The organism is Cryobacterium sp. MDB2-A-1, from assembly GCF_004402675.1.
Lineage (GTDB): Bacteria > Actinomycetota > Actinomycetes > Actinomycetales > Microbacteriaceae > Cryobacterium > Cryobacterium glucosi.
In genome coordinates this window covers 1-21,285 of the sequence record NZ_SOFK01000023.1, presented here as the reverse complement: position 1 = coordinate 21,285, position 21,285 = coordinate 1, and the positions used below count along the sequence as shown (strand labels likewise).

Sequence of the window (21,285 nt, the reverse complement as noted above, 5' to 3'; positions counted from 1 at the left end):
CACCCACATCGGCCGCGTGAATCGGGCCGTGCATATCGGGCACGCCCGTCCAGGGGCCACCGCACAACGACGATGCAACCTAGGCTTGGCTTGATATGCATGCACGAGTCACAGCCATCCTTGTCGCCCGCAACGGCGCGAAACACCTTGAGCGCACTCTCGAGGCTCTGAGTCGGCAAACCCGTCAGCCGGATGTCGTCATCACCGTCGACTGTGGATCCAGCGACGCGACGGCCCAGCTGCTCGCCGCGCACGGTCCGACGCACTTCATCTCCGCCGACTCCGACCTGACCTTCGGGCAGGCGATCGCCGCCGCCGTGCGCGTGATGGCGCCGCCGGAATCCGACAGCGAGATGCTCTGGCTGCTCGCCCAGGACAGTGCCCCCGAACCCGGCGCGCTCGCAGCGCTGCTCGGCGAACTCGAGATCGCACCCTCCGTCGCCGTCGCCGGACCCAAGATCATGGACTGGCGCGCCCACGACTACATCCACGACGTCGGCCTGTCGATGACGCCGGGCGGGGCGACCGTGACCCTCGTCGAGAGCGAACTCGACCAGGGCCAGCACGACGGCATGAGCGACGTGCTCGCCGTCGACGCCGGCGGAATGCTCGTGCGCCACAGCGTCTGGAACCAGCTCGGCGGTTTCGACCCCGGCCTGCCGTCCGCGGACGACGCCCTCGACTTCTGCGTGCGCGTGCGCCTGTCCGGCCGCCGGGTGTCCGTCGTCGCCGCGGCGCGCGTCGCCTCGGCGGGCGACGGTGTCGCCGGGCTCAGCGGGTCCTCGCGCGGACGGGCCCGCCGCAAGCGACTCCGGGTGGCCAGGACCGCACAGCTGCACCGGCGCCTCGTCTACTCCGCGGGGTGGCTGATCCCCCTGCACTGGATCGCGCTCGTGCCCTTCGCCTTCTTCCGCTCCATCGGAGCGCTGCTGCAGAAGGAGCCCGGCGCGATTCCCGGCGAGTTCTCGGCCGCATTCCGCACCGCGTTCAGTGGCTCCCGGGTGCACAATGCCCGCCGTCGACTCGCCGAGACCCGCACGCTCGGCTGGGGGTCGATCGCGTCCCTGCGCCTGACGAATGCCGAGGTCCGCCGCAGGCACGCCCTCAAGCGCGAAGCGGTGCTCGTCGGCCTCGGCGCCGACCGGCCGGAGATCCACTTCTTCGCGAGCGGCGGCGCCTGGACCGTGCTCGCGGCTGCGCTCGTCGGAATCATCATGTTCGCCTCACTGCTCGGTGCGCAGAACCTCGCCGGCGGGGGACTCCTGCCGTTGTCGAGCACCCCGGCAGGGCTCTGGGCGAGCGTTGGATACGGCTGGCGCGACCTCGGCCTCGGCTTCGTCGGCGCCGCAGATCCTTTCGCCGCCGTGCTCGCCGTGCTCGGCTCGCTCACGTTCTGGGCCCCGTCGTACTCGCTCGTGCTGCTCTACTTCGTCGCCCTCCCGCTCGCGGCACTCGGCGCCTGGCTCGCGGCGACCCGCCTGACCGACCGCGGGCTCCTCCGCTTCACCGCCGCAGCATTGTGGGTGCTTGCCCCGACCTTCCTCACGGCGTTCTCGGCCGGTCGCCCTGCCGCGATCCTCGCGCACCTGCTGCTGCCCTGGCTGTTCTTCGCCGGCTATTCCGCCGGCCGGTCGTGGTCCGCGTCGGCGACAGCATCCCTGCTCTTCGCCGCCGTGCTGTTCTGCGCCCCCTCGCTCACGCCCGCGCTGCTCATCCTGTGGTTGCTCTGCTCGGTCGCCAGCGGACGCGGCATCGCCCGGTTCATCGGCATCCCGCTGCCCGCCGTCGCCCTCGCGCTCCCGCTGATCCTGGACCAGGGCCTGCGCGGCTCGTGGCTCGCGCTCCTCGCCGACCCCGGGGTGCCGGTGCCCAGCACCCCCGCCCCGGACTGGCAGCTGCTGCTCGGCTTCCCGACCGGCGACTTCGGTGGCTGGAGCACGCTGCTCGGCCAGGCCCCCGCGTTGCAGGGCCTGCCGCTGTCCTGGATCATCCCGGTCCTGTTCGCCCCGCTCGCGATCCTCGCCGCACTCTCGTTGTTCCTGCCCAGCATCCGCAGCGCGAGCGTCGCGGTCCTGACCGCCCTGCTCGGCGCCGGCACCGCGATCGCCGCGACGCAGCTCAGCCTCGCGACGACGGGCGCCGCGAGCGTCAGCATCTGGCCCGGCTCCGGCCTGAGCCTCTACTGGCTCGGCCTCGTCGGCGCCGTGATCTTCGCCCTGCGCGAGTTCCGCCGCTTCGCCGTCGCCCCCGCCGTCGCCGCAACCGTCCTTCTCGCTGTCGCCGTCGTCCCGCTCGCCGGAGCACTCCCGCTCGAGCTGAGCGCCGTCCATGAGGGCAGCGACCGCACCCAGCCCGCCTTCGTGACGGCAGAAGCGCAGACGGATGCCCGGGTCGGCACCCTCGAAATCGTCCCGCAGTCCAACGGCGGCATCCTCGCCACGATCGTGCGCGGCGCGGGCACCACCCTCAACGAGCAGAGCACCCTCGTCAACACCACGACCACGCTCTCCGCGGCGGATAGGGAACTCGCCACGCTCGCGGGAAACCTGGCCTCACGCAGCGGACTGGATGCCTCGGCCGGACTGGCCGACCTCGGCATCCGCTTCGTGCTGCTGCGGCCGGCCGCCCTCACCGACACCGGCAGAGGTGCCGCGGCGGCAAGCGTCGCGGCCACGGAGACCCTCGCCAGGGCGACGACCGCGCTCGACGGCGAAGCAGCGCTCGTGCCCGTCGGGGACACCGCGTACGGGCGGCTCTGGCGCCATGACGGGCCCGCCTCCGCCGCCGGTGTCACGGCGAGCGAGGTCCCGGCCCGCGCCGGGGGAGTCTTCTCTCTCGCCGCCCTGCTTCTTGCCGCGATCACGGTCGGCTCAGCCCTGCTCCTGTCGATCCCGACCGGGGCAGGCCCCGAAGCCGTACGCCAGGCGAATCGCGACGCCATGCGCCGCTCGGCCCGCTCGGACACCCAGGACCGCAAGGCAGAGGCACGGGATCTCCACCGCGAAGAACGCAGTGCGAAGTCCGAGGCGCGGTCTGCCCGCTCCGAGGCTCGTGCCGCACTGCGGCGCAGCGTGAAGGCCGGCGCGATCGTGCCGGCCGAGGGCACCCCGGCCGCCCAGGCGATCGAGTCTGCTGAAGCCGCCGAAGCCGCCGAGGCCGCGGAGGCCGGCGAGCTCGCCGCCGCTGTCGAACTCGCGCACGCCGCGGAACGGGAGCGCTCCTCCGACCTCGCCCTCACTTCGGGCCACGGCGACGAGACCGAGGACGGCCCTGCCGACGTGACCGCGGGCGAGATTGCCGAGCACGTCGCCCCCGGCACTGCTCCGCCCAAAGAACCGGCAGCGTCACCCCGCGAGGAGAAGGCGACGGACCCCGTCGAGCCTGCCGACCGTCCGAGTGGACAGGAGGACCCGAACAATGCCAGGTAAGCGCGCCATCGCCCGGACCGGTGCCCGGTTCCTCATCGCCTTCGGCGTGCTCGGCGTCGCCGGCGTGCTCGGAGCGGCCGCCGTCGTCGTGCCCTGGCCAGCCTTCGGCACCGCCCCGGCCTATCTCGCCGTCGCGCCGGTTCCGAGCGAGCAGGTCCGGGTCTGCCCGGGTCCGCTGCTCACCCTCGCAGAGGACTCGACGCAGGCGAAGTCCGCGAGCTCGCTCGGGCGCCCGGACACCGCATCCGGCGCCTGGGCTCCCGCCACGACCGCATCCAAGGCCGCGGTCCCCGCGGGCGCATGGAGCGCACCGTCAGCGAGCCTGCTCAGTGCCGTCGACAACCGCAAGACCACGGACGGCGCCCCCGTCAAGCTCAACATCCCCGTCGCGAAGGGCGCGTCCACGGCACCGCTCGTGGCCGGCAGCCAGTCCCAGTCCGTCGCGGCGGAGGCCGTCCTCGGCGGCCTCGCCGTCGCGGCCTGCGGCGAGGCCACCGGCGAATCCTGGCTCGTCGGCGGGTCGACGGATGTCGGCCGCACGACCCTCGTGCTGCTCAGCAACCCGACAACGGTCGTTGCAACCGTCGACCTCGACGTCTTCGGCGAATCGGGCCGGGTCACCGCGCCGGGCTCCACAGGGATCCTCGTCCAGCCCGGCGCCCAGCGCGTCGTCTCGCTCGCCGGCCTCGCGCCGAACCTCCGCTCTCCCGTCGTGCACGTGACGACCCACGGCGGCCAGGTCGTGGCCACCCTGCAGCAGAGCATCGTGCGCGGCCTCGCGACCGGCGGGGTCGACCTGCTCGGGACATCCGTCGACCCGAGCCTCGAGCAGAGCATCGCCGGCCTGCGTATCGAGAACATTCCAGCAGACGACGCCGGAAGCGACGCGGGAGGGGTCGCGAGTGACACACCCTCTGTGCGTCTGCTCGCCCCCGGTGATACGGCTGCGACCGTGCAGATCGGCGTGATGAGCGAGGGAGGCCAGGCCGCGGGTACCTCCGTCGAGGTCACCCTCCAGCCCGGCCTCGCGACCGACGTGCCGCTCTCCGGACTCGCCGTCGGCAGCTATTCGCTCACCGTCTCGAGCGACCAGCCCGTCGTGGCCTCGGCCCTCGGCTCGGCGACCGGCACCAACGGCCGTGACTTCGCCTGGTTCGCGTCCTCCGCCTCGCTCACCGGCGACTTCGCCGTCGTCACGGCGCCGGGACCCTCGCCGCTGCTCAACCTGCTGAATCAGGGCACCAAGGACGTGACCTATACGGCGACCGCCGAGAACGGTGCGTCCGGCAGCGTGACGGTCGCGGCCGGTGCGGCCGGAGCGCTGCCGCTCTTCGCGTCGACGCGGTACATCGTGTCGGGCGGCTCCGAGACGGTGTCGTCGGTCGGCTATGCGGATGCCGGCATGGTCGCCTCGTTCCCGGTGCGCCCGCCGGGCCCGCTCGCCGAGTCGATCCGCGTCTACACGCACTGACGGCTGCACGCACTGACCGGTACCTTTCCGGTCGAGAGTGACCCGCGTACCGGGAACTTTCGACCGGAAAGGTGACGGGGTCGGCGCTGCCCGGACGGAGTTCAGCGCACGCCGGCGCGGGATGCAAGACTGGACACCCCGCCCGCCGAACGAGGAGCACAGAGTGACCGAGCAGACTCCCGCGCAACCACTCGCACATGCCCCGGTGGAGATCGCGGTGATCGGCGGATCCGGACTGTACCGGCTCTTCGATGCCGGCACCGTCACCTCGATCACCATCGACACCCCGTACGGGTCGACCTCCGCGCCGATCACGGTCGGCGAGCGCGCCGGACGTCGGGTCGCATTCCTGCCCCGGCATGGAGCGGGGCACACCGAGGCGCCGCATCGGATCAACTACCGCGCCAATATCTGGGCGCTAGCCTCCCTCGGCGTCCGCGCGATCATCTCCTCCTCCGCCGTCGGCGGCGTCAGCCCTGAGTACCCGCCGGGGCTCCTCGTCGTCACCGACCAGTTCATCGACCGCACGAGCGGCCGCGCCGACACCTTCTTCGACGAAGGCGTCGTCGCGCACCTCGCCGCTGCCGACCCCTTCGACCCGGTGCTCCGACGCACCGCGGTAGCCGCCCTGAACGCACTCGGCGAGCGGTTCGCGCCCACAGGGACCGTCGTCGTGATCCAGGGCCCCCGGTTCTCCACCCGGGCGGAGTCGCTCTGGTTCCGTGCGGCCGGCGCCCACATCGTCAACATGACCCAGTACCCCGAGGTCGTCCTCGCATCCGAACTGGGCATCGGAACGGTCAACCTCTCCTTCGTCACCGATGCGGACGCCGGACTCGCCCCCGCCGAACCCGGCGCGGACGCGGCGGCATCCGCTCTCGAGGCGCACCTGCCCGAGACAACCCTGACCGAGACAGCCCTGCCCGGGACTACCGAGACGGATGCCGTCACGGCCGAGCTCGTCTTCGCTCGGCTGGCCGCGGCGCAGCCCCGGATCCTCGCGGCCATCGACGGCATCCTCCGCGGCATTCCCGCCGGGTACGCCCCGCGGACCCTGATCGATCCCGAGCTGGTCCGGACCGTGCTCGACCGGCCCGTGCGACCGGTCCGGCCCGGGCAGCCCACCCGGCTCTCGACCGAGACGGCAGCGGACGCCGAAACGGAGCCCGGCACTGTGCCGACGCCGGATCCCCGGCCGTCCCCTGGCCCTCCTCCGGTTCCGCATCCCGTTCCCGTGCCCGCGCCGACGACCGAACCCGGGCCCGCCCGGTGAGCCCCCGGCTGCTCGTCACGGGCGGCGCCGGGTTCATCGGCGGCGTCATCGTGAGCCAGGCGCTCGGGCGCGGCTGGGACGTGCGCGTGCTCGACTCCCTGCGCCCCGACGTGCACGGCGGCTTGCCGTCGATCGACGCGCGGGTCGACCTCCTCGTCGGCGACACGACGGACCCGGAGACGGTCGACCTCGCTCTCTCCGGAGTCGACGCGGTCTGCCACCAGGCCGCGAAGGTCGGGCTCGGCGTCGCCTTCTCCGACGCGCCGGACTATGTCCGCAGCAACGAGGTCGGCACTGCCGTGCTCCTCGCGGGCATGACCACCGCGGGCATCGACCGGCTCGTGCTCGCCTCCTCCATGGTCGTCTACGGCGAGGGCAGCTACCGCGGCCCGGACGGCTTCACCCGGCCCGGCCCGCGCCAGGAGGCCGACCTCGCCGCCGGCCGGTTCGACCCGCTCGACCCGGAAACCGGAGAGCCCCTCGAACCGCTGCTCGTCACCGAGGACGACCCGCTCGACCCCCGCAACGTCTACGCCTCGAGCAAGCTCGGCCAGGAGTACCTCGCGAGCAGCTGGGCCCGCTCGACGGGCGGGCGCGCGCTCGCCCTCCGGTACCACAACGTCTACGGGCCGGGGATGCCGCAGAACACGCCGTACGCCGGGGTCGCGTCCCTGTTCCGGTCGGCCCTCGAACGCGGAGAGGCACCGCGCGTCTTCGAGGATGGCAGGCAGCGCCGCGACTTCGTGCACGTCGCCGACGTCGCATCCGCCAACCTGGCCGCGCTCGAGCACACCGCGGACGCCCCCGCCGCCCTGTTCCGGGCGTTCAACGTGGGCTCGGGGGTCGTGCACACGATCGGGGACATGGCCGGGGCGCTCAGCCGCGCGGCCGGCGGCCCCGACCCCGTCACGACGGGGGAGTACCGGCTCGGTGACGTGCGGCACATCACCGCGTCCTCCGAGCGGCTGCGCACCGAGCTCGGCTGGATGCCCGCCGTCACCTTCGCGGACGGCATGCGCGCCTTCGCGACCGCTCCGCTCCGGGCTGCCGTCCGCCGCTGACGCGTTCCGGAGGGGGTCCCTGCCGGGACGGCAACAGGAACGAGAGCGCGACTCCGAGCCCGGTGAAGCCGACGGCCCACCAGAACGCCTGGTCGAAGGCCGTGGCGAGGTCGGCGCCGCCCACGACCCGGGCGTGCAGGATCACTGCGAGCACGGCGACCCCGAAGGACCCGCCGACCTGGGTCGCGATCCGGGTGATGACGCTCGCGTGCGGGACCTCGGCCCGTTCGAGCCCGACAAACCCGCCTGCCATCAGGGGGATCGTGACCGCCCCGAGTCCGAAACCGCGCACGAGCAACGCGGCCATCAGCATCCACTCGTTCGTCGACGCGGTCGCGACGGCGAACGGGAGCGTTCCGACGCCGACGATCGCGAAGCCGGCCACGGAGACCCAACGGGCACCGAACCGGTCGGTGAGACGACCGGCGGACGACCGGCTGAGGAAGGTCCCCACGCCCTGCGAGATGAGGAGCAGGCCGGCGCCGAGTGGGTCGAAGCCGCGCACCTCCTGCCAGTACAGCGGAAGCAGGAGCATGGCGCCGTAGAGCGAGACGCCGGTCAGGAACAGCAGGGCGGAGGAGGTCGCGAGGGGGCGGTGCGTCAGGAGGCGCACGTCGATGAGGGCTGTGCCCGGGCGCCGGATCGCCCAGGCGACGAATCCTGTGAGGAGGGCAGCGCCGAAGATCAGAGGCAAGACGACGTCGGCACGGCCAAATCCGCCGTCCTTGGCGCCGTTGGAGAGGCCGAAGAGTAGCCAGACGATGCTGGGCGAGAGCAGCAGGAGGCCGACGACGTCGAGCCGCACCGGCCTGGCGGGCTCATCCTTCGGGAGCAGGAGCGTGGCGAGGATGAGCCCGACCACGCAGAACGGGACGTTCACCCAGAACAGCCAGCGCCAGTCGAGGGTGTTCAGGATCAGGCCGCCGAGGACGGGACCGAGAATCGGGCCGAGCACAGCGGGCAGGCTCAGCGTCGCCATCACCCGGCCGAGGTTCCGGCCCTGGGCGGCCTGGATCACGAGGGTCGACGACAGCGGCAGGAGTGCGCCGCCGCCGAGGCCCTGCACTATGCGGGAGGCGATCAGGCTCTGCGGGTCCCCGGCGAGGCTGCACAGGACGGACGCGACCAGGAAGAGCGACAGGGCCGCGATCCAGAGGCGCTTCCCACCGATCCGGCTCTGCGCCCAGCCGACAAGCGGGATGGCGACGCCGAGGGCGAGCAGGTAGCCCGTCGTCACCCATTGGATGACGTCGACGGTCGTGTTCAGCTCCGTCGCGAGCGTGCGGAGGGCGATACTGACGATCGTGGTGTCGAACACCACCGCGAGCGCCCCGACGACAACGGCGATCGCGGTCCGCCGCAGGACGGGATCCAACGTCTCCATCTCAGCCATGGCTCCTCATAAGGTACAGTGTGTATCGAATGATTCGAAGCATAGACGAGGAATTTAGGATACGCAATGTCTCTTAGTGGCCAGGATGACGCCCGCACGCGCCGCCGCGGACCCGCGCTCGAGGGCGCCCTGCTCGACGCGGCGTGGGCCGAGCTGACCGAGCGTGGCTACGAGAGTTTCACGATCGACGCCGTCGCCACCCGCGCAGGGACGAGCCGCGCCGTGCTTTACCGGCGCTGGCCGGGCAAGCCGGAGCTGGCCCGCGCGGCCATCGTCCACGTCGTTGCGCAGGACCCGATCGAGGTGAAGGACACCGGAAGCCTGCGCGGGGACGTGATCGCGCTCCTCCGGCAAGCGAACGAGCGCCGCGTCCGGATCGCGACGCAGCTCGTCGTGTCCCTCGCCGACTACTACCGCGCCACCGGGACGAGCCTGGCCGACCTCCGGGAATCGATCTCCGGTGGCCAGGGCCCGATCATGGACGGCGTGATCGCCCGGGCACTCGAGCGCGGCGAGATCGATGCCTCGAGGCTGACCCCGAGGATCAGGAACCTTCCCGTCGACCTGTTCCGGCACGAGGTCCTGATGACGCACTCCGCCGTGCCGGAGGAGACCATCCTGGAGATCGTCGACACGATCTTCCTCCCGCTCGTGCTGGCCTAGACGGCGACCGCGCGCCGCGGCAGCAACACGTCGAAACGGCATCCGTTCGGCACGTTCTGCACGATCACCTCGCCCTGGTGCGCTGTGACGATGCCCTGCACGATGGCGAGGCCGAGTCCAGCCCCGCCGGGGGTGCGCGGCTCGCTCGCCCGCCAGCCGGCCTCGAACACCCGGTCGATGTCCTGTTCCGGGATGCCGCCTGCCGCGTCCTCGACGGAGATCACGGCCCCGCCGTCCCCCCGTTCGCGCACCGACACCGTGATCGGGCTCCCGGACGGCGAATGCTGGATCGCATTCATCACGAGGTTCCCGACAACGCGGGACAGTTCGCGCGGATCGGCAAGGACCGTCAGCCCCGTCTCGCCGGCGAATCGCAGGTCGAGGGACTTCGCGTGCGCTACGGGTCCGAAGCCCGCGACGGTGTCACTGATCAGGTCGTAGAGCGCGACCGGCTCGAGCGCGAGGCGCAGCGTCCCTGAATGGATCCGCGACAGTTCGAAGAGGTCGTCGACCATCCCGCTCAACCGGTCGACCTGGTCGCGCATCCGCGGGTAATACCGGGCGGGGTCCTCGACCATCCCGTCCTCGAGCGCCTCCGCCATGGCGCGGATGCCGGCGAGCGGCGTCCGCAGGTCGTGCGAGATCCACGCGATCAGTTCGCGCCGGGATTCCTCCACGCGTCGTTCGCGAGCCCGGGACTCGGCGAGGCGGGCCCCCGTCGCGGCGAGTTCCCCGGCGAGGTCGCTGAACTCGGTCGTGCTGTGCCGCGGGGCGGCGGCGTCGCCGTCGGCCGCGACCGATTCGCCGCGGCCGAGGCGTTCGGCCGCGCTGCGCAGGTGCCTGCTGTCGCGCACGAGGGTGCGTCCGAGAAGCGCGGCCATCACGAGCGACACGAGCCCGGCGACTGCGGCGACCGAGTAGAAGACGCCGAGGTCGTGGGTCGAGACGTACATCTGGGTGGCGACCGCCGACATCCCCCCGACGACGGAGACGATCGCCGCGAGGGCGACGAGCATGAGCTGCACCACGAACGAGGACCGCTTCATCATCCGCAGCGCGAGCAGGCCGAGCGCGCCGGTGACGACCGCGCACGCAAGGGCGTTGAGCGCGACGATGACGAGCACCTCGGTCGTCATGAGATCGTCCGGTCTTCTGCGGTCGCGGAATCCGGTGCGCCGCGGCTACCCGACGGGCCGAGCGGGACAGGGTCGAACCGGTAGCCGACGCCCCACACCGTCTGCAACAGCAGCGGATGCGCCGGGTCGGCCTCGATCTTCTCCCGCAGCCTCCGCACGTGCACGGTCACGGTCGAGAGGTCCCCGAATTCCCACCCCCACACCGAGCGGAGCAGGTCCTCCCGGCCGAGGACCGTGTGCGGGTGCCGGAGCAGGTAGGAGAGCAGGTCGAACTCGCGCACCGTGAGCACGAGCGGCGTTCCGTGCAGGCGCAGCTCGTGTGCGGCGGTGTCGAGGGTGAAGTCGCCGATCGCGAGCGGCACGGTCGGCGGGCCCGATGCATCGCCCGCGCCCTGCCCGGCCGACTGCGCGGCGGCCTGGGCTGCGGCCTGGCCGGTGCGCCGCAACACGGCCTGCACCCGCAGCACGAGCTCGCGCGGCGAGAACGGCTTGGCGAGGTAGTCGTCCGCACCGGCCTCGAGGCCGTCGATGCGGTCGTCCTCCTGGTTGAGGGCGGTGAGCATGATCACGGGGATGGCCCAGGTGCTGCGCACCCGGCGGCACACCTCGATCCCGTCCAGGAGCGGAAGCATCCGGTCGAGCACCACGAGGTGCGGCCGCTTCTCCTCGGCGAGGCGGAGCGCGCTCAGCCCGTCCGGGGCCTCATCGACCAGGAACCCGGCGGCGCGGAGGTACCGGCAGACGATCTCGAGCACGGTCGGGTCGTCGTCGACCACGAGGATGCGCCGTTCCTCAGGGGGAGCGGGGGGAACCGGGGCGGTGGGAGTGGAAGGGGCTGTCACGGTCTCAGGATACGGTGGCCCCGGCCGGCCGGAAACGCCGCGGGGCTGCTCCCGGTGTTCTTCCTCAGTCCGTAATGTTCTCGGCCCTGTTCCGGGTCGGCGCCCCTTTAGGGTCGGAAGATGACTCCGATCCAGGTCGACCTCGTGCTCCCGTGCCTCAACGAGGCCGGCGCCCTGCCGTGGGTGCTGTCGCGCCTGCCGGAGGGCTACCGGGCGATCGTCGTCGACAACGGGTCGACCGACGGCTCGGCCGAGATCGCCGCAGCGGCGGGCGCCCTCGTCGTGCACGAGGAGCGCCGCGGCTTCGGCGCCGCCGCCCACGCGGGGCTCCTTGCCGCGACCGCCCCGATCGTAGCGTTCTGCGACGCCGACGCGTCGATGGACCCGGCCGAACTTCCGCGCATCGTCGGCCCGATCCTCGCCGGAGACGCCGACCTCGTGCTCGGCCGCCGCCGTCCCACGACCCGCGGATCCTGGCCACTGCACGCCCGCCTGGCCAATTCCAGTCTTTCCTGGCGCCTGCGCCGAATAACCGGTGTGAACATACATGACCTCGGCCCCATGCGGGCCGCCCGGCGCCCGGCGCTGCTGTCCCTCGACCTCCAGGACCGACGCAGCGGCTACCCGCTCGAGATGTTCCTCCGTGCGTCCGACGCGGGATGGAGCATCCGCGAGGTCGACTCCTCCTATTCGCCGCGGGTCGGGCGCAGCAAAGTGACCGGAACGATCCGCGGCACCGTGACCGCGATCGGCGACATGTCCGCCCTGCTGCGCGAGGCCCGGAAATGACGGCCCTCGTCGTGATCGCCAAAGAGTGCCTGCCCGGCCGGGTCAAGACCCGCCTGCACCCGGCGCTCTCCTTCGAGCAGGCCGCCGAGCTCGCCGCCGCGAGCCTCGACGACACCCTGACCGCAGCGCTCGCCCTCCCGGCCTCGCGCCGCATCCTCGCCTTCGACGGGGTCACCCCGCCGCGCCTGGCCGCTGAGTTCGAGATCCTGCCCCAGGTCGCCGGCGGTCTCGACGAGCGCCTCGCCGCCATCTTCGACGGGCTCGACGAACCGACCGTCCTGATCGGCATGGACACCCCGCAGGTGACCACCGAGCTGCTCGCGCCGGTCTTCACCGACTGGCCAGACGACACGGATGCCTGGCTCGGCCTCGCGGACGACGGCGGCTTCTGGGCGCTCGCGCTCGCCGAGCCGCGCGGAGGGTCGAGCCGCGGTCACTCCCGGAACGGTCACTCCCGGCGCGGGGACCTGATTCGCGGCGTCGCGATGTCGATGGACGACACCGGGGCCCGGCAGCTCGATCGCTTGGAGGAGGCGGGCCTCCGGGTGCGGCACCTGCCCGTGCTCACCGATGTCGACACGATCGCAGATGCGCACTCCGTCGCCGCCACGGTTCCGAATGGGCGCTTCGCACGTACCCTCGCCGCACTGCTCCCCGGCGCTACGGCCGCCCGCACGGACGCCCGCCCCGCCGATCGCGACGCGACCGGCGCTGTCGCCACCGGAATTCCGGTGCGCGCATGAACGCGCAGGCCGCCCGCATCCTCGAATGGGACATCCTCGAACCCGATCGCCTCGATCGCGTCCCCGGCGAGCGGACATCCGCCCTCGACCTCGCCCCCGCGACCTTCGGCGCCGGCGGGGCGGAACCCTATGCGGCCGCGCTGCGCAACGCCGACAACGTTCTCTACCTCCGCCGTTCCCGGGACGGCGGCCTCATCGCCGCCGCGACCATGGACGCCGCCCGGTGGAGCGCCGACGCCGACGACACCGACCAGCTCCTGCTCGACGGCCTGACCGGTCCTGTCCTCGACATCGGCTGCGGCCCTGGTCGGATGGTGCGTGCCGCGATGGACCGCGGCCTGTCCGCGCTTGGAATCGACGTTTCGCCGACCGCCGTACGGATCGCCGTCGACGCCGGCCTCAGCGTGCTCAAGCGCAGCGTCTTCGACCCGATGCCGCTCGAGGGCGGCTGGGCGGGCGCGCTCCTCGTCGACGGGAACATCGGCATCGGCGGCGACGTGACCGCGCTCCTAACCCGCTGCGCCGAACTTCTCGCGCCCCGGGGCGCGCTCCTCGTCGAGGTCAGCCACGACCCGGCGCGCAATGAACGCTACGAGGGCCGGCTCGAGGATGCCTCCGGCCTCCTCAGCGACGTCTTCCCCTGGGCGGAGGTCGGCGTCGACGCCCTCGCCGGCCATGCCGCCGACGCGGGGCTCCGGGTCGCGCACGACTGGCGCCTGGATGGCCGCTGGTTCGCCCGCCTCCTCCACGCCTGAGTCCCCGCGCTCGCCCCGCGCCCGCAACCGGGCATTCGCCCGTCGTCTCGATCGGCGTGAAGTCGGAGTTTTTCGCGACACTCCGTCACCTCCGGCAGCGGATGAGGTGTGTCGCGAATTTCTCCGACCTTACGGTTCTCGCGCGCGACGCGGGTCAGCGCAGCCGGCGCCGGCCCCGCGCGTAGAGGCCGAACGACACGGCCGCGGTGACGACGGCGACAGCTGCCCAGAACACGGCGAAGTTCACGCCGTAGTCGAGGGGCAACACCGTCGGGTTGCCGGTGCCGCGCGACTGCGCGATCAGCAACGGCACCACGATCAGGCTCATGACGGAGCCGACCACAATCGCCCCCTGCACGACGAGGATGACCGTTCCGCTGATTCGGTGCCCGGCCCGGCGCAGCAGGATCCCGCAGAAGAACACGAGCGGCGAGATCACCCCGTCGTGCAACACGATCGCCGCGCCCATCCACAGGGCGATACCGGGAATCCGCGCGGGCTTCACGCTGTCGAACAGTACATAGGCGCCCCAGGCGAGACCAGCGAGGCCGAGCGTGATCAGCACGATCCGCGTGACGCGGAGGGCCGGCCCCAGTTCGCCGGATCCGGATGCTTCGACGCTTCGGTTTCCTGCAGTGCGTGCGGTACTCATACGTCCATCGCCTCGATCCGGCTCAGCCATTTGGTTTGCAGCACCCCTGGCCGCCCGGGGGCGATCATCCGGGCCGGGTAACCGTGCTCGAGGTCGAGGGTCTCCCCGTTGAGCTCGAGAGCGACGAGAGTGAGCTGGTCGCGCACGTACTCCGACCCCATCGTGGTCTGGCGGTACGCGCCCTTCTTCTCGAGGCTGGTCAGGCGAAAGGATGCCGCGGCATCCGCCGACACCAGATCGGCCAGATCGCTCAGGCGAACCCCGCGCCACCGCGCCAGCTGGCTCCAGCCCTCGACGCAGGCGATCGGCAGATCGACCTCGGTCTGGGGCATGGCGAGGAGTTCGGACCGGCTGAAGCTGCGCTCCACCCCGGCGTGCGCCACCGTCAGTACCCAGCCGGCCGCGAGGGCATCCGCGGCCACGTCCGCCTGCTTCGAGGTGCGATTGACCGGCACCCCCTGTTGACCGACGCCCTTCTTCCGCGGTGCGAAGGCATTGACCGCGTCGAGCGGGGCGACCGTCTGCCCGGTGGTCAGCACGACGACCGTGCCGACGCTCACCCCGACCGTGGTGAGGAAGCCGCGCCGACTGAGGCGCGTGTGAGCCGTGCGCGCTGCGTCTTCCGCGTCGGCCGTGTCGTCCCGGGAAGCTGAGGCGGATCCTGTGTCGAGCCCTGACGGCGCGCGTTCCGCAGTGGCGTCCGCCCGAAGGTCCGGTGTCGCGTCGATCCAGGCGAGCAGCCGGCCGGTGACCCCGGTCGGCCGGCTCGAGCCGAACAGGCGAACGGCCTCCGGCGTCGCCGTGCGGTCGCGGGCGACGGCATCCGTCAGGTGGTCGTCGTCGCCGGAGCCATCGTCGGCCTCTTTGCGCCAGACCCGGGCGATGATCGGCAGCTTGATGCCGATGTGCAGGGCGAGCGATCCGATCAGCACCCAGCCGAGCGCGAAGTGCGTCTCCCGGAACGGGAACGGCCACGGGTACCACTGGTAGGTGTTGAGCAGGCCGATCGTGATCTGCACGAGCGAGGCGCCCACGAACAGGGCGATCGACGCGCGTTCGAGGAAATTGAGGAACGATTTCACCGGCGGCTGCTGGAACAGGTCGGGGAAGACGATGAACAGCTTCGCGAGCAGCAGCGGGAAGCAGGCGATGCCCGCGATGATGTGGGTGCCCTGGGTGAACTGGTAGAGCAGCTCCGGCCGGGTCGCGAAGTGCATGCCCGGCAGCGGCTCCTGCAGAAAGTGGCTGTACAGCCCGGTGCCGAAGCACAGCACGAAGGCGAGCCCGAGCAGTCGACCGATCACGGTCGCCATCCGCGGGTTTCGCACGGGGGAGGCCAGTGCTCGCTGGGCTTCGTACATCACTTGGCGCATGTTCCATTGCACCATCCAGCGGATGCCCGCGGGCGGGTCTACACCTTACGGTTCCGTGACGGGGCGGGTCCGTTCGGCTCTCCGAACCGGGATTCGGCGGCGCTCGCCGCGGAACTCCGACAGGATGGCCTCGTGCGCATTACGATCATCTCCCTCCTCCTGGCCGCGAGTGCGACGCTGACCGGGTACTGCGTGCTGGTCTTCTCGCTCTTCCAACCGACGCGGGACACGGTCCCCCTCCTGGTCTGCACCGGGGTGCTCTGGGCGCTGTTCGCAGCGGCCGTCTTCCTGCTGCGGCGGGTCCGGGGGCGCGCCGTGGTGGTGCTCGTGCTCGCCGGGTCGCTCGGCATCGGGGTCGCGGCGATGATCGGGCCGCCGAACACGAGCACGGACTCGGCACGGTATGCCTGGGACGGCATCGTGCAGAACGCCGGCATCTCGCCGTACGCCTACGTCCCGGCCGACGACCGGCTCGACTCCCTTCGCCCGGAGTGGTTGTTCCCGGCGACGGTGCCGTCGGGCACGGTCCCGGAGACCTGCCAGGGCCGGCGCATCGTGGTGACGCACAAGACTGCCTCGGACGCCGTGCTCTGCACCGCGCTCAACCGGCCGACCGTCCCGACGATCTACCCGCCGGCGGCGGAGCTCTACTTTGCGGGCATCCGCTTCCTGGTGCCGCCGACGGCGACCTACTGGCCGCTGCAACTCGGCGGGCTGGTGCTCAGCCTCGGAACGACCGTGCTCCTTCTCGCCGGGATGCGGCGCCGCGGCATCGACCCGCGGTACGCCGCGTACTGGGCGTGGTGCCCGCTCGTGGCCTCAGAGGCGATCACGAATTCGCACGTCGACCTGCTCGGCGTGGTGTTCACCCTCGCCGCGGCGCTTCTCGTCACCCGGGCGCGGTATTGGCGGGGCGGCATCGCCCTCGGGATCGCGATCGCCGTGAAGCTCGTCCCCGTGATCGCGGCCCCGGCGATGCTCCGCAGGCAGGGCTGGAAGGTCGGCCTCGCCGCGGTCGTCACGTTCTTCGCGCTCTACGTGCCGTACGTTCTCACGACCGGGATCGGCGTGCTCGGCTACCTGCCCGGCTATCTCAGCGAGGAGGGCTACGACAACGGCAAACGTTTTGCGCTCGTCTCGCTCGTGGCCCCCGGCGGTGCCGCGGTCTTCGTTGCCGGCGGCCTGCTCGTGATCATTGCGGCGCTCGTGTTCTGGAAGACCGATCCCGATCGGCCCTGGCTCGGCCAGCTCGTGATGATCGGCAGCACCCTGCTCATCCTGAGCCCGCGGTACCCGTGGTACGCGCTGCTGCTGCTGCCGTTCGTGGCGCTCAGCGGTCGCTGGGAGTGGCTCGCCATCCCGCTCGCGCTCACACTGCGGCAGATCCTGCCTTCGCTCGAGCTGACCTGGGCGATCACGGCTGCGCTCGTCATCGTTCTCGCCGGGTCGGCCGTCCGGCTCGACCCAGCCGTGCGGGCGCGGATGCTCGGTGCGCCCCTCCGCGCCGTGCGCTTCCTGCGCCCCCCGCGCTGAGCATCCGCCAGCGCACCCCGCCCCCGAAACGGGCCGGTTAACGCCGAATTGCGGACAGAGCACCTTCGTCGTGTCGACGAAGGTGCTCTGTCCGCAATTCAACCGGGCCGGTCGGGCCCGCTTCGAGCGGTGTTACTTGGTGGCGACGGTGATCTTCGCGATGCCGACGAGGAGCTGGTCCTTGACGGCGTCGGTTCCGAAGGTCTTGTTGAGCAGGCCGGCGGCGACGGACGAGATGTGCACGGTCGTGCCCTCGAGGATCGCGTTGTCGCCGTCCATCTGCAGCGGCTTCAGGGTTCCGCCGTAGAGGTCGAACAGGAGGACCTGGGTGGCGGCGGAGGTGCCGTTGACCGACACGTCACCGAAGAGCTTCGAGGTGCCGGGGTCGATCGTGAAGTTGGTCAGTTCGACGACGGTCGAGCCGGCCGTGAGCGAGAAGCCGGAACCTTCGTGCTTGATCGAACCCTGGACGAACGGGCGGTAGCTCTGTGCGGGGTCGTAGTAGTCCACGTTTCCGCCGGTGATCGGGAAGTGCAGGCTGCCATCGGTGAGGGTGGCGGTGCCGACGGTGCCGGGGGTCAGGCCGAGGCTCGTGAGCGCCGCGGCGAAGTCGCCGTCGAGGAGAACGGCCGTGTCGACGCCCTTGAGGGAGGGGATCGAGGCGACGGGCGTCGGAGCGGACGAGGAGGTTGCGGAGGGAGTCGACGCCGCGGAGCCTGCGGTCGCGGTGCTGGAGCAGGCGGCGAGGCCTCCGAGGAGGAGGGCTGCTGCGGCGAAGCTGATGGTTGCCTTCTGGAAAGTGCGCATGATGTGATCCTTCGTGTCTGTGGGGGAAGTGGTTGTCTGTGGTGCTGACAATGGTTCGGCCCCGACACGGAATCGGTTTGGAATTACTTTTTGGGCGGCATCCGCTCACCCGCATTCACTGTGAGAAGTGGTGCTGTTAGAAGTGCCGGAAGCGATCGGGCGCGAGGTCCCAGGGATCCTTGCCGAGCAGCTCGGCGATCGCGCGGAAGACGCAGCTCTCGATCACCATGCGGCGGTGCAGGTCGTCATTGCGGTGCAGCCGGGTGAGGCGCTGGATCGGCAGCCGGTAGAACACGATGCGCCGCTCGGCGGCGTGAACGGCCCAGCGTTCGACGCCGACGCCCGGAACGACAGAATAAGGGCCTGCCGCGACCTCGAAGGCCACGTCGGCGAGCTGGTCCGGCCAGACCGAACGCAGGTAGTCGACGGTCGAGGCGACGGTCATGTCGAACAGGTCGATCCGGGTGTTCAGCGGCGGCAGGAACGGCCCCGTCGCCGAGCTGCGGATGCCGCGCCCGTGCCGATCGCGCCCGCTTCCGCGCTGCATCGGCGCGGGCGGCGGCGCGGCAGATCGACGGGATCGGGACATGCCTTCATCTTACTTCTGGCGCCGACGCGGGTAGCCTGAACGGTAATGTCATTCCGCCCTTGCTCCCGCGTCGCCTGTCCGGACGAGTCCGTCGCGACGCTCACCTTCGACTACGGCGACTCCATGGCCGTGCTCGGCCCGCTTTCGATCGAGCGTGAACCGCACGCCTTCGACCTCTGCGACCGGCACGCCCGCCTGACAAGCGTCCCGCACGGCTGGCAGCTCATCCGGCTCAGCACGATGGGCGCGATGAGCGAAGCGGACACCCCGGGCGGCCCCGACGCCTGAACCCGGGCGGGCGAGGGCGAACCCCGGCCGTGGGACACACCCAGCCGGGGCGGCGCAGGGAATGGCATGATGGTCGCATGACTGTCGCCTCGTCCCCTGTATCCACCGCGCCCTCGCTCGCGCCCATCTTCAAGATCGCCGACCCGCAGCTCGCCGAGGCGGGCCGGCACCAGTTGCGTCTCGCCGAGAACGAGATGCCCGGCCTGATGGCCCTCCGCGCCGAATTCGGCGAATCGAAGCCGCTCACCGGCGCACGCATCGCCGGGTCCCTGCACATGACCGTGCAGACCGCCGTCCTCATCGAGACCCTCGTGGCCCTCGGCGCGCAGGTGCGCTGGGCGAGCTGCAACATCTTCTCCACCCAGGACGACGCCGCCGCGGCCATCGCGGTCGGCCCGACCGGGACCCCGGAGAACCCGGCCGGCGTTCCCGTCTTCGCCTGGAAGGGTGAATCGCTCGAGGACTACTGGTGGTGCACCCAGCAGATCTTCGACTGGAGCATCGAGGCCGCGGCGGCGGGGGAGACCTGGGCCGGACCGAACATGATCCTCGACGACGGCGGCGACGCCACGATGCTCGTGCACAAGGGCCGCGAATTCGAACTTGCCGGCGCCGTCCCCGAGGCGACCGCGTCCGACAGCCATGAGTACCGGGTGGTACTGGACGTCCTCCGTCACTCGCTCGCGGAATCTTCCAACCGCTGGACCGAGATCGCCGCCGGTCTCGCCGGCGTGACCGAGGAGACCACGACGGGCGTCCACCGCCTGTACGAACTGGCCAGCGCCCACGAACTGCTCTTCCCCGCGATCAATGTGAACGACTCGGTGACGAAGTCGAAGTTCGACAACAAGTACGGCATCCGCCACTCCCTGCCCGACGGGCTCAACCGGGCGACCGACGTGCTCATCGGAGGCAAGGTCGTCTTCGTCGCCGGATACGGCGACGTGGGCAAGGGTGCGGCAGAGGCCCTGCGCGGCCAGGGCGCTCGCGTGATCGTAAGCGAGATCGACCCGATCAACGCCCTGCAGGCCGCGATGGACGGCTTCCAGGTCGCCCGGCTGGAGTCGGTCGTCGAGCAGGTCGACATCTTCGTGAGCGGCACCGGCAACTTCAACGTAATCCGCACCGAGCACATGCTCAAGATGAAGCACCTCGCGATCATCGCGAACGTCGGCCACTTCGACAACGAGATCGACATGGCCGCGCTCGAGACCCTCGAAGGCGCCGTACGGGTGGAGATCAAGCCGCAGGTCGACGAGTGGCACCTGCCGAGCGGGCGCAGCATCCTCGTGCTCTCCGAGGGGCGCCTGATGAACCTCGGCAACGCGACCGGACACCCCTCCTTCGTGATGAGCAACTCCTTCACGAACCAGGTGCTCGCCCAGATCGAGCTGTACTGCTACCCGGAGAAATACCCGGTCGGCGTGTACGTGCTGCCGAAGCACCTCGACGAGAAGGTCGCCCGGCTGCACCTCGACGCCCTCGGCGTCGAACTCACCGTGCTGAGCCCCGAGCAGTCCGCCTACATCGGCGTGCCCATCGACGGCCCATACAAGGTCGACCAGTACCGCTACTGACCCGCACGCCGTGTTTCAGAGCGCCCGCATCCACCGCTCCTGCGGCGGTTGCGGGCGCTCTGTCGTATCCGCCGGCGTCCCCGCCCGCCGCCCGCCCGCAGTCGGGTGGGCTTCTTTCGTGCCGCGAGAGCGCACTTTTGGCCCTTAAACCGCGGGTTTAAGGGCCAAATGTGTACTCTCGCGGATGCTCGTGGGCGGGCATCGGGGGCGTGACACGCCCGGGGTGGTGCGGGTTTTGACGGGGGTGGTGGGGGCACGTAATGTCTTCACGTACCCCAAAGGTGCGGAAAAGCCGCAGTGCTTTCCGGCCTCACGTGGGACCACAGTTTTTATCTTCTTCGCCTTGTTTGTCCCCTTTGCTGGGGTAACCGGTGTGGGAGGTCTAGGCTGGTAACTCTCCTTCCTTTCGGTTGTTTGTCGGGTCGGTGTTCGGTGTTTCGAGTTCGCTTTGGCGTGCTCGGAGGGCGGGATTCACCGGATTTGACAGGGACTGATTGGATCGGTAANACTGATTGGATCGGTAAGTTAGACAAGTTGCCTCGGAGCGACAGCCACTAAGCCGGTTACGGTGTGGCCTGAAGCCGGGTGCGTCCGATCCTTGAGAACTCAACAGCGTGCACAATGTCAAATGCCAAAAACCTCGTGGTTTGGATCCGTTTCTAGCGGTGAAGGGCCAGGAGATTCCTTTGGAAAACATTTATAACAACAAAGCAAGTCAGTAATGATTTGTTCTGTCAGTTTCAAACTTGTGTCGTGTTCGCCCATTCCGGCGGCTCGGCACACTAGATGTGACGCCAGGCTTGCTTGGTTAGTCAATCAAACATTTACGGAGAGTTTGATCCTGGCTCAGGACGAACGCTGGCGGCGTGCTTAACACATGCAAGTCGAACGATGATGGAGAGCTTGCTCTTC

18 protein-coding genes and 1 rRNA gene are annotated in these 21,285 nt (G+C 70.5%); 12 read left to right on the top strand and 7 right to left on the bottom strand.

Annotation, left to right across the window (positions count from 1 at the left end):
• Positions 1-95 precede the first annotated feature (95 nt).
• From E3O39_RS07195 to E3O39_RS07180, 4 genes are all read left to right on the top strand, one after another.
• Positions 96-3,428 (top strand): glycosyltransferase, encoded by a 3,333-nt coding sequence (locus E3O39_RS07195; protein WP_134449028.1) that lies wholly within the window; start codon positions 96-98, stop codon positions 3,426-3,428.
• Positions 3,418-4,899, top strand: coding sequence for a DUF5719 family protein (locus E3O39_RS07190; protein ID WP_134449027.1), 1,482 nt, complete (start codon positions 3,418-3,420; stop codon positions 4,897-4,899). The genes E3O39_RS07195 and E3O39_RS07190 overlap by 11 nt, the downstream gene beginning before the upstream one ends.
• A gap of 163 nt (positions 4,900-5,062) precedes the next feature.
• Complete coding sequence (locus tag E3O39_RS07185) at positions 5,063-6,172, top strand: MTAP family purine nucleoside phosphorylase (RefSeq protein ID WP_241984999.1); 1,110 nt, start codon at positions 5,063-5,065, stop codon at positions 6,170-6,172.
• Positions 6,169-7,233, top strand: a complete 1,065-nt coding sequence (locus E3O39_RS07180) for an NAD(P)-dependent oxidoreductase (protein ID WP_134449025.1) — start codon at positions 6,169-6,171, stop codon at positions 7,231-7,233. Before E3O39_RS07185 ends, E3O39_RS07180 begins: the two co-directional genes overlap by 4 nt.
• Here E3O39_RS07180 and E3O39_RS07175 read toward each other — a convergent pair.
• Positions 7,169-8,626 (bottom strand): MDR family MFS transporter, encoded by a 1,458-nt coding sequence (locus E3O39_RS07175; RefSeq protein ID WP_134449024.1) that lies wholly within the window; start codon positions 8,624-8,626, stop codon positions 7,169-7,171. The genes E3O39_RS07180 and E3O39_RS07175 overlap by 65 nt on opposite strands.
• A gap of 66 nt (positions 8,627-8,692) precedes the next feature.
• On the opposite strand from E3O39_RS07175, the gene E3O39_RS07170 reads away from it, so the two are divergent.
• Positions 8,693-9,289 (top strand): TetR/AcrR family transcriptional regulator, encoded by a 597-nt coding sequence (locus tag E3O39_RS07170; protein ID WP_134449023.1) that lies wholly within the window; start codon positions 8,693-8,695, stop codon positions 9,287-9,289.
• Here the strand turns inward: E3O39_RS07170 and E3O39_RS07165 are convergent.
• Positions 9,286-10,425 carry a sensor histidine kinase KdpD gene (locus tag E3O39_RS07165; protein ID WP_134449022.1) on the bottom strand — a complete coding sequence of 380 codons (1,140 nt, stop codon included), beginning with the start codon at positions 10,423-10,425 and terminating at the stop codon, positions 9,286-9,288. The genes E3O39_RS07170 and E3O39_RS07165 overlap by 4 nt on opposite strands.
• On the bottom strand, positions 10,422-11,267 hold the full coding sequence (locus E3O39_RS07160) for a response regulator transcription factor (protein WP_198413398.1): 846 nt from the start codon (positions 11,265-11,267) through the stop codon (positions 10,422-10,424). Before E3O39_RS07160 ends, E3O39_RS07165 begins: the two co-directional genes overlap by 4 nt.
• Before the next feature lie 120 nt (positions 11,268-11,387).
• Between E3O39_RS07160 and E3O39_RS07155 the strand changes: the two genes are divergently transcribed.
• From E3O39_RS07155 to E3O39_RS07145, 3 genes are read left to right on the top strand one after another with little or no spacing between them, the layout of a single operon-like run.
• On the top strand, positions 11,388-12,056 hold the full coding sequence (locus E3O39_RS07155) for a glycosyltransferase family 2 protein (protein ID WP_134449021.1): 669 nt from the start codon (positions 11,388-11,390) through the stop codon (positions 12,054-12,056).
• The gene (locus tag E3O39_RS07150) at positions 12,053-12,799 is read left to right on the top strand and encodes a DUF2064 domain-containing protein (RefSeq protein WP_134449020.1); all 747 of its coding nucleotides are present in this window, start codon (positions 12,053-12,055) and stop codon (positions 12,797-12,799) included. The genes E3O39_RS07155 and E3O39_RS07150 overlap by 4 nt, the downstream gene beginning before the upstream one ends.
• Positions 12,796-13,554, top strand: coding sequence for a bifunctional 2-polyprenyl-6-hydroxyphenol methylase/3-demethylubiquinol 3-O-methyltransferase UbiG (locus E3O39_RS07145; protein WP_134449019.1), 759 nt, complete (start codon positions 12,796-12,798; stop codon positions 13,552-13,554). The genes E3O39_RS07150 and E3O39_RS07145 overlap by 4 nt, the downstream gene beginning before the upstream one ends.
• Before the next feature lie 154 nt (positions 13,555-13,708).
• Here the strand turns inward: E3O39_RS07145 and E3O39_RS07140 are convergent, their stop codons facing one another.
• The gene (locus E3O39_RS07140) at positions 13,709-14,206 is read right to left on the bottom strand and encodes a hypothetical protein (protein WP_134449018.1); all 498 of its coding nucleotides are present in this window, start codon (positions 14,204-14,206) and stop codon (positions 13,709-13,711) included.
• A complete protein-coding gene (locus E3O39_RS07135) occupies positions 14,203-15,567 on the bottom strand; it encodes a molybdopterin-dependent oxidoreductase (protein WP_241985003.1) in 1,365 nt (454 codons plus the stop codon). Before E3O39_RS07135 ends, E3O39_RS07140 begins: the two co-directional genes overlap by 4 nt.
• Before the next feature lie 144 nt (positions 15,568-15,711).
• Between E3O39_RS07135 and E3O39_RS07130 the strand changes: the two genes are divergently transcribed.
• Positions 15,712-17,112: a glycosyltransferase family 87 protein gene (locus tag E3O39_RS07130; RefSeq protein WP_134449016.1), complete on the top strand. Its 1,401-nt coding sequence runs from the start codon at positions 15,712-15,714 to the stop codon at positions 17,110-17,112.
• A gap of 132 nt (positions 17,113-17,244) precedes the next feature.
• Here E3O39_RS07130 and E3O39_RS07125 read toward each other — a convergent pair whose 3' ends face one another.
• Together E3O39_RS07125 and E3O39_RS07120 are read right to left on the bottom strand one after the other, a co-directional pair.
• The gene (locus tag E3O39_RS07125; RefSeq protein ID WP_134449015.1) at positions 17,245-17,919 is read right to left on the bottom strand and encodes a hypothetical protein; all 675 of its coding nucleotides are present in this window, start codon (positions 17,917-17,919) and stop codon (positions 17,245-17,247) included.
• 136 nt (positions 17,920-18,055) lie between these two features.
• Complete coding sequence (locus tag E3O39_RS07120; RefSeq protein ID WP_134449014.1) at positions 18,056-18,508, bottom strand: metallopeptidase family protein; 453 nt, start codon at positions 18,506-18,508, stop codon at positions 18,056-18,058.
• A gap of 45 nt (positions 18,509-18,553) precedes the next feature.
• Between E3O39_RS07120 and E3O39_RS07115 the strand changes: the two genes are divergently transcribed.
• The 3 genes from E3O39_RS07115 to E3O39_RS07105 form a co-directional block, all read left to right on the top strand.
• Positions 18,554-18,796, top strand: a complete 243-nt coding sequence (locus E3O39_RS07115; protein WP_134449013.1) for a DUF3499 family protein — start codon at positions 18,554-18,556, stop codon at positions 18,794-18,796.
• 77 nt (positions 18,797-18,873) lie between these two features.
• Positions 18,874-20,373 carry an adenosylhomocysteinase gene (ahcY, locus tag E3O39_RS07110; protein WP_134449012.1) on the top strand — a complete coding sequence of 500 codons (1,500 nt, stop codon included), beginning with the start codon at positions 18,874-18,876 and terminating at the stop codon, positions 20,371-20,373.
• An 823-nt stretch (positions 20,374-21,196) separates the two neighbouring features.
• Positions 21,197-21,285: ribosomal RNA gene (locus E3O39_RS07105) — 16S ribosomal RNA — on the top strand; the annotation flags it as partial.

Excerpts from the sequence above, each read along its gene's own strand:
- E3O39_RS07145 (WP_134449019.1), top strand. The coding sequence starts at position 12,796 with ATGAACGCGCAGGCCGCCCGCATCCTCGAATGGGACATCCTCGAACCC.
- E3O39_RS07150 (WP_134449020.1), top strand. The coding sequence starts at position 12,053 with ATGACGGCCCTCGTCGTGATCGCCAAAGAGTGCCTGCCCGGCCGGGTC.
- E3O39_RS07175 (WP_134449024.1), bottom strand. The coding sequence starts at position 8,626 with ATGGCTGAGATGGAGACGTTGGATCCCGTCCTGCGGCGGACCGCGATC.
- E3O39_RS07140 (WP_134449018.1), bottom strand. The coding sequence starts at position 14,206 with ATGAGTACCGCACGCACTGCAGGAAACCGAAGCGTCGAAGCATCCGGA.
- E3O39_RS07120 (WP_134449014.1), bottom strand. The coding sequence starts at position 18,508 with ATGTCCCGATCCCGTCGATCTGCCGCGCCGCCGCCCGCGCCGATGCAG.
- E3O39_RS07170 (WP_134449023.1), top strand. The coding sequence starts at position 8,693 with ATGTCTCTTAGTGGCCAGGATGACGCCCGCACGCGCCGCCGCGGACCC.
- E3O39_RS07155 (WP_134449021.1), top strand. The coding sequence starts at position 11,388 with ATGACTCCGATCCAGGTCGACCTCGTGCTCCCGTGCCTCAACGAGGCC.
- E3O39_RS07165 (WP_134449022.1), bottom strand. The coding sequence starts at position 10,425 with ATGACGACCGAGGTGCTCGTCATCGTCGCGCTCAACGCCCTTGCGTGC.
- E3O39_RS07135 (WP_241985003.1), bottom strand. The coding sequence starts at position 15,567 with ATGTACGAAGCCCAGCGAGCACTGGCCTCCCCCGTGCGAAACCCGCGG.
- E3O39_RS07195 (WP_134449028.1), top strand. The coding sequence starts at position 96 with ATGCATGCACGAGTCACAGCCATCCTTGTCGCCCGCAACGGCGCGAAA.
- E3O39_RS07115 (WP_134449013.1), top strand. The coding sequence starts at position 18,554 with ATGTCATTCCGCCCTTGCTCCCGCGTCGCCTGTCCGGACGAGTCCGTC.
- ahcY (WP_134449012.1), top strand. The coding sequence starts at position 18,874 with ATGACTGTCGCCTCGTCCCCTGTATCCACCGCGCCCTCGCTCGCGCCC.
- E3O39_RS07125 (WP_134449015.1), bottom strand. The coding sequence starts at position 17,919 with ATGCGCACTTTCCAGAAGGCAACCATCAGCTTCGCCGCAGCAGCCCTC.
- E3O39_RS07190 (WP_134449027.1), top strand. The coding sequence starts at position 3,418 with ATGCCAGGTAAGCGCGCCATCGCCCGGACCGGTGCCCGGTTCCTCATC.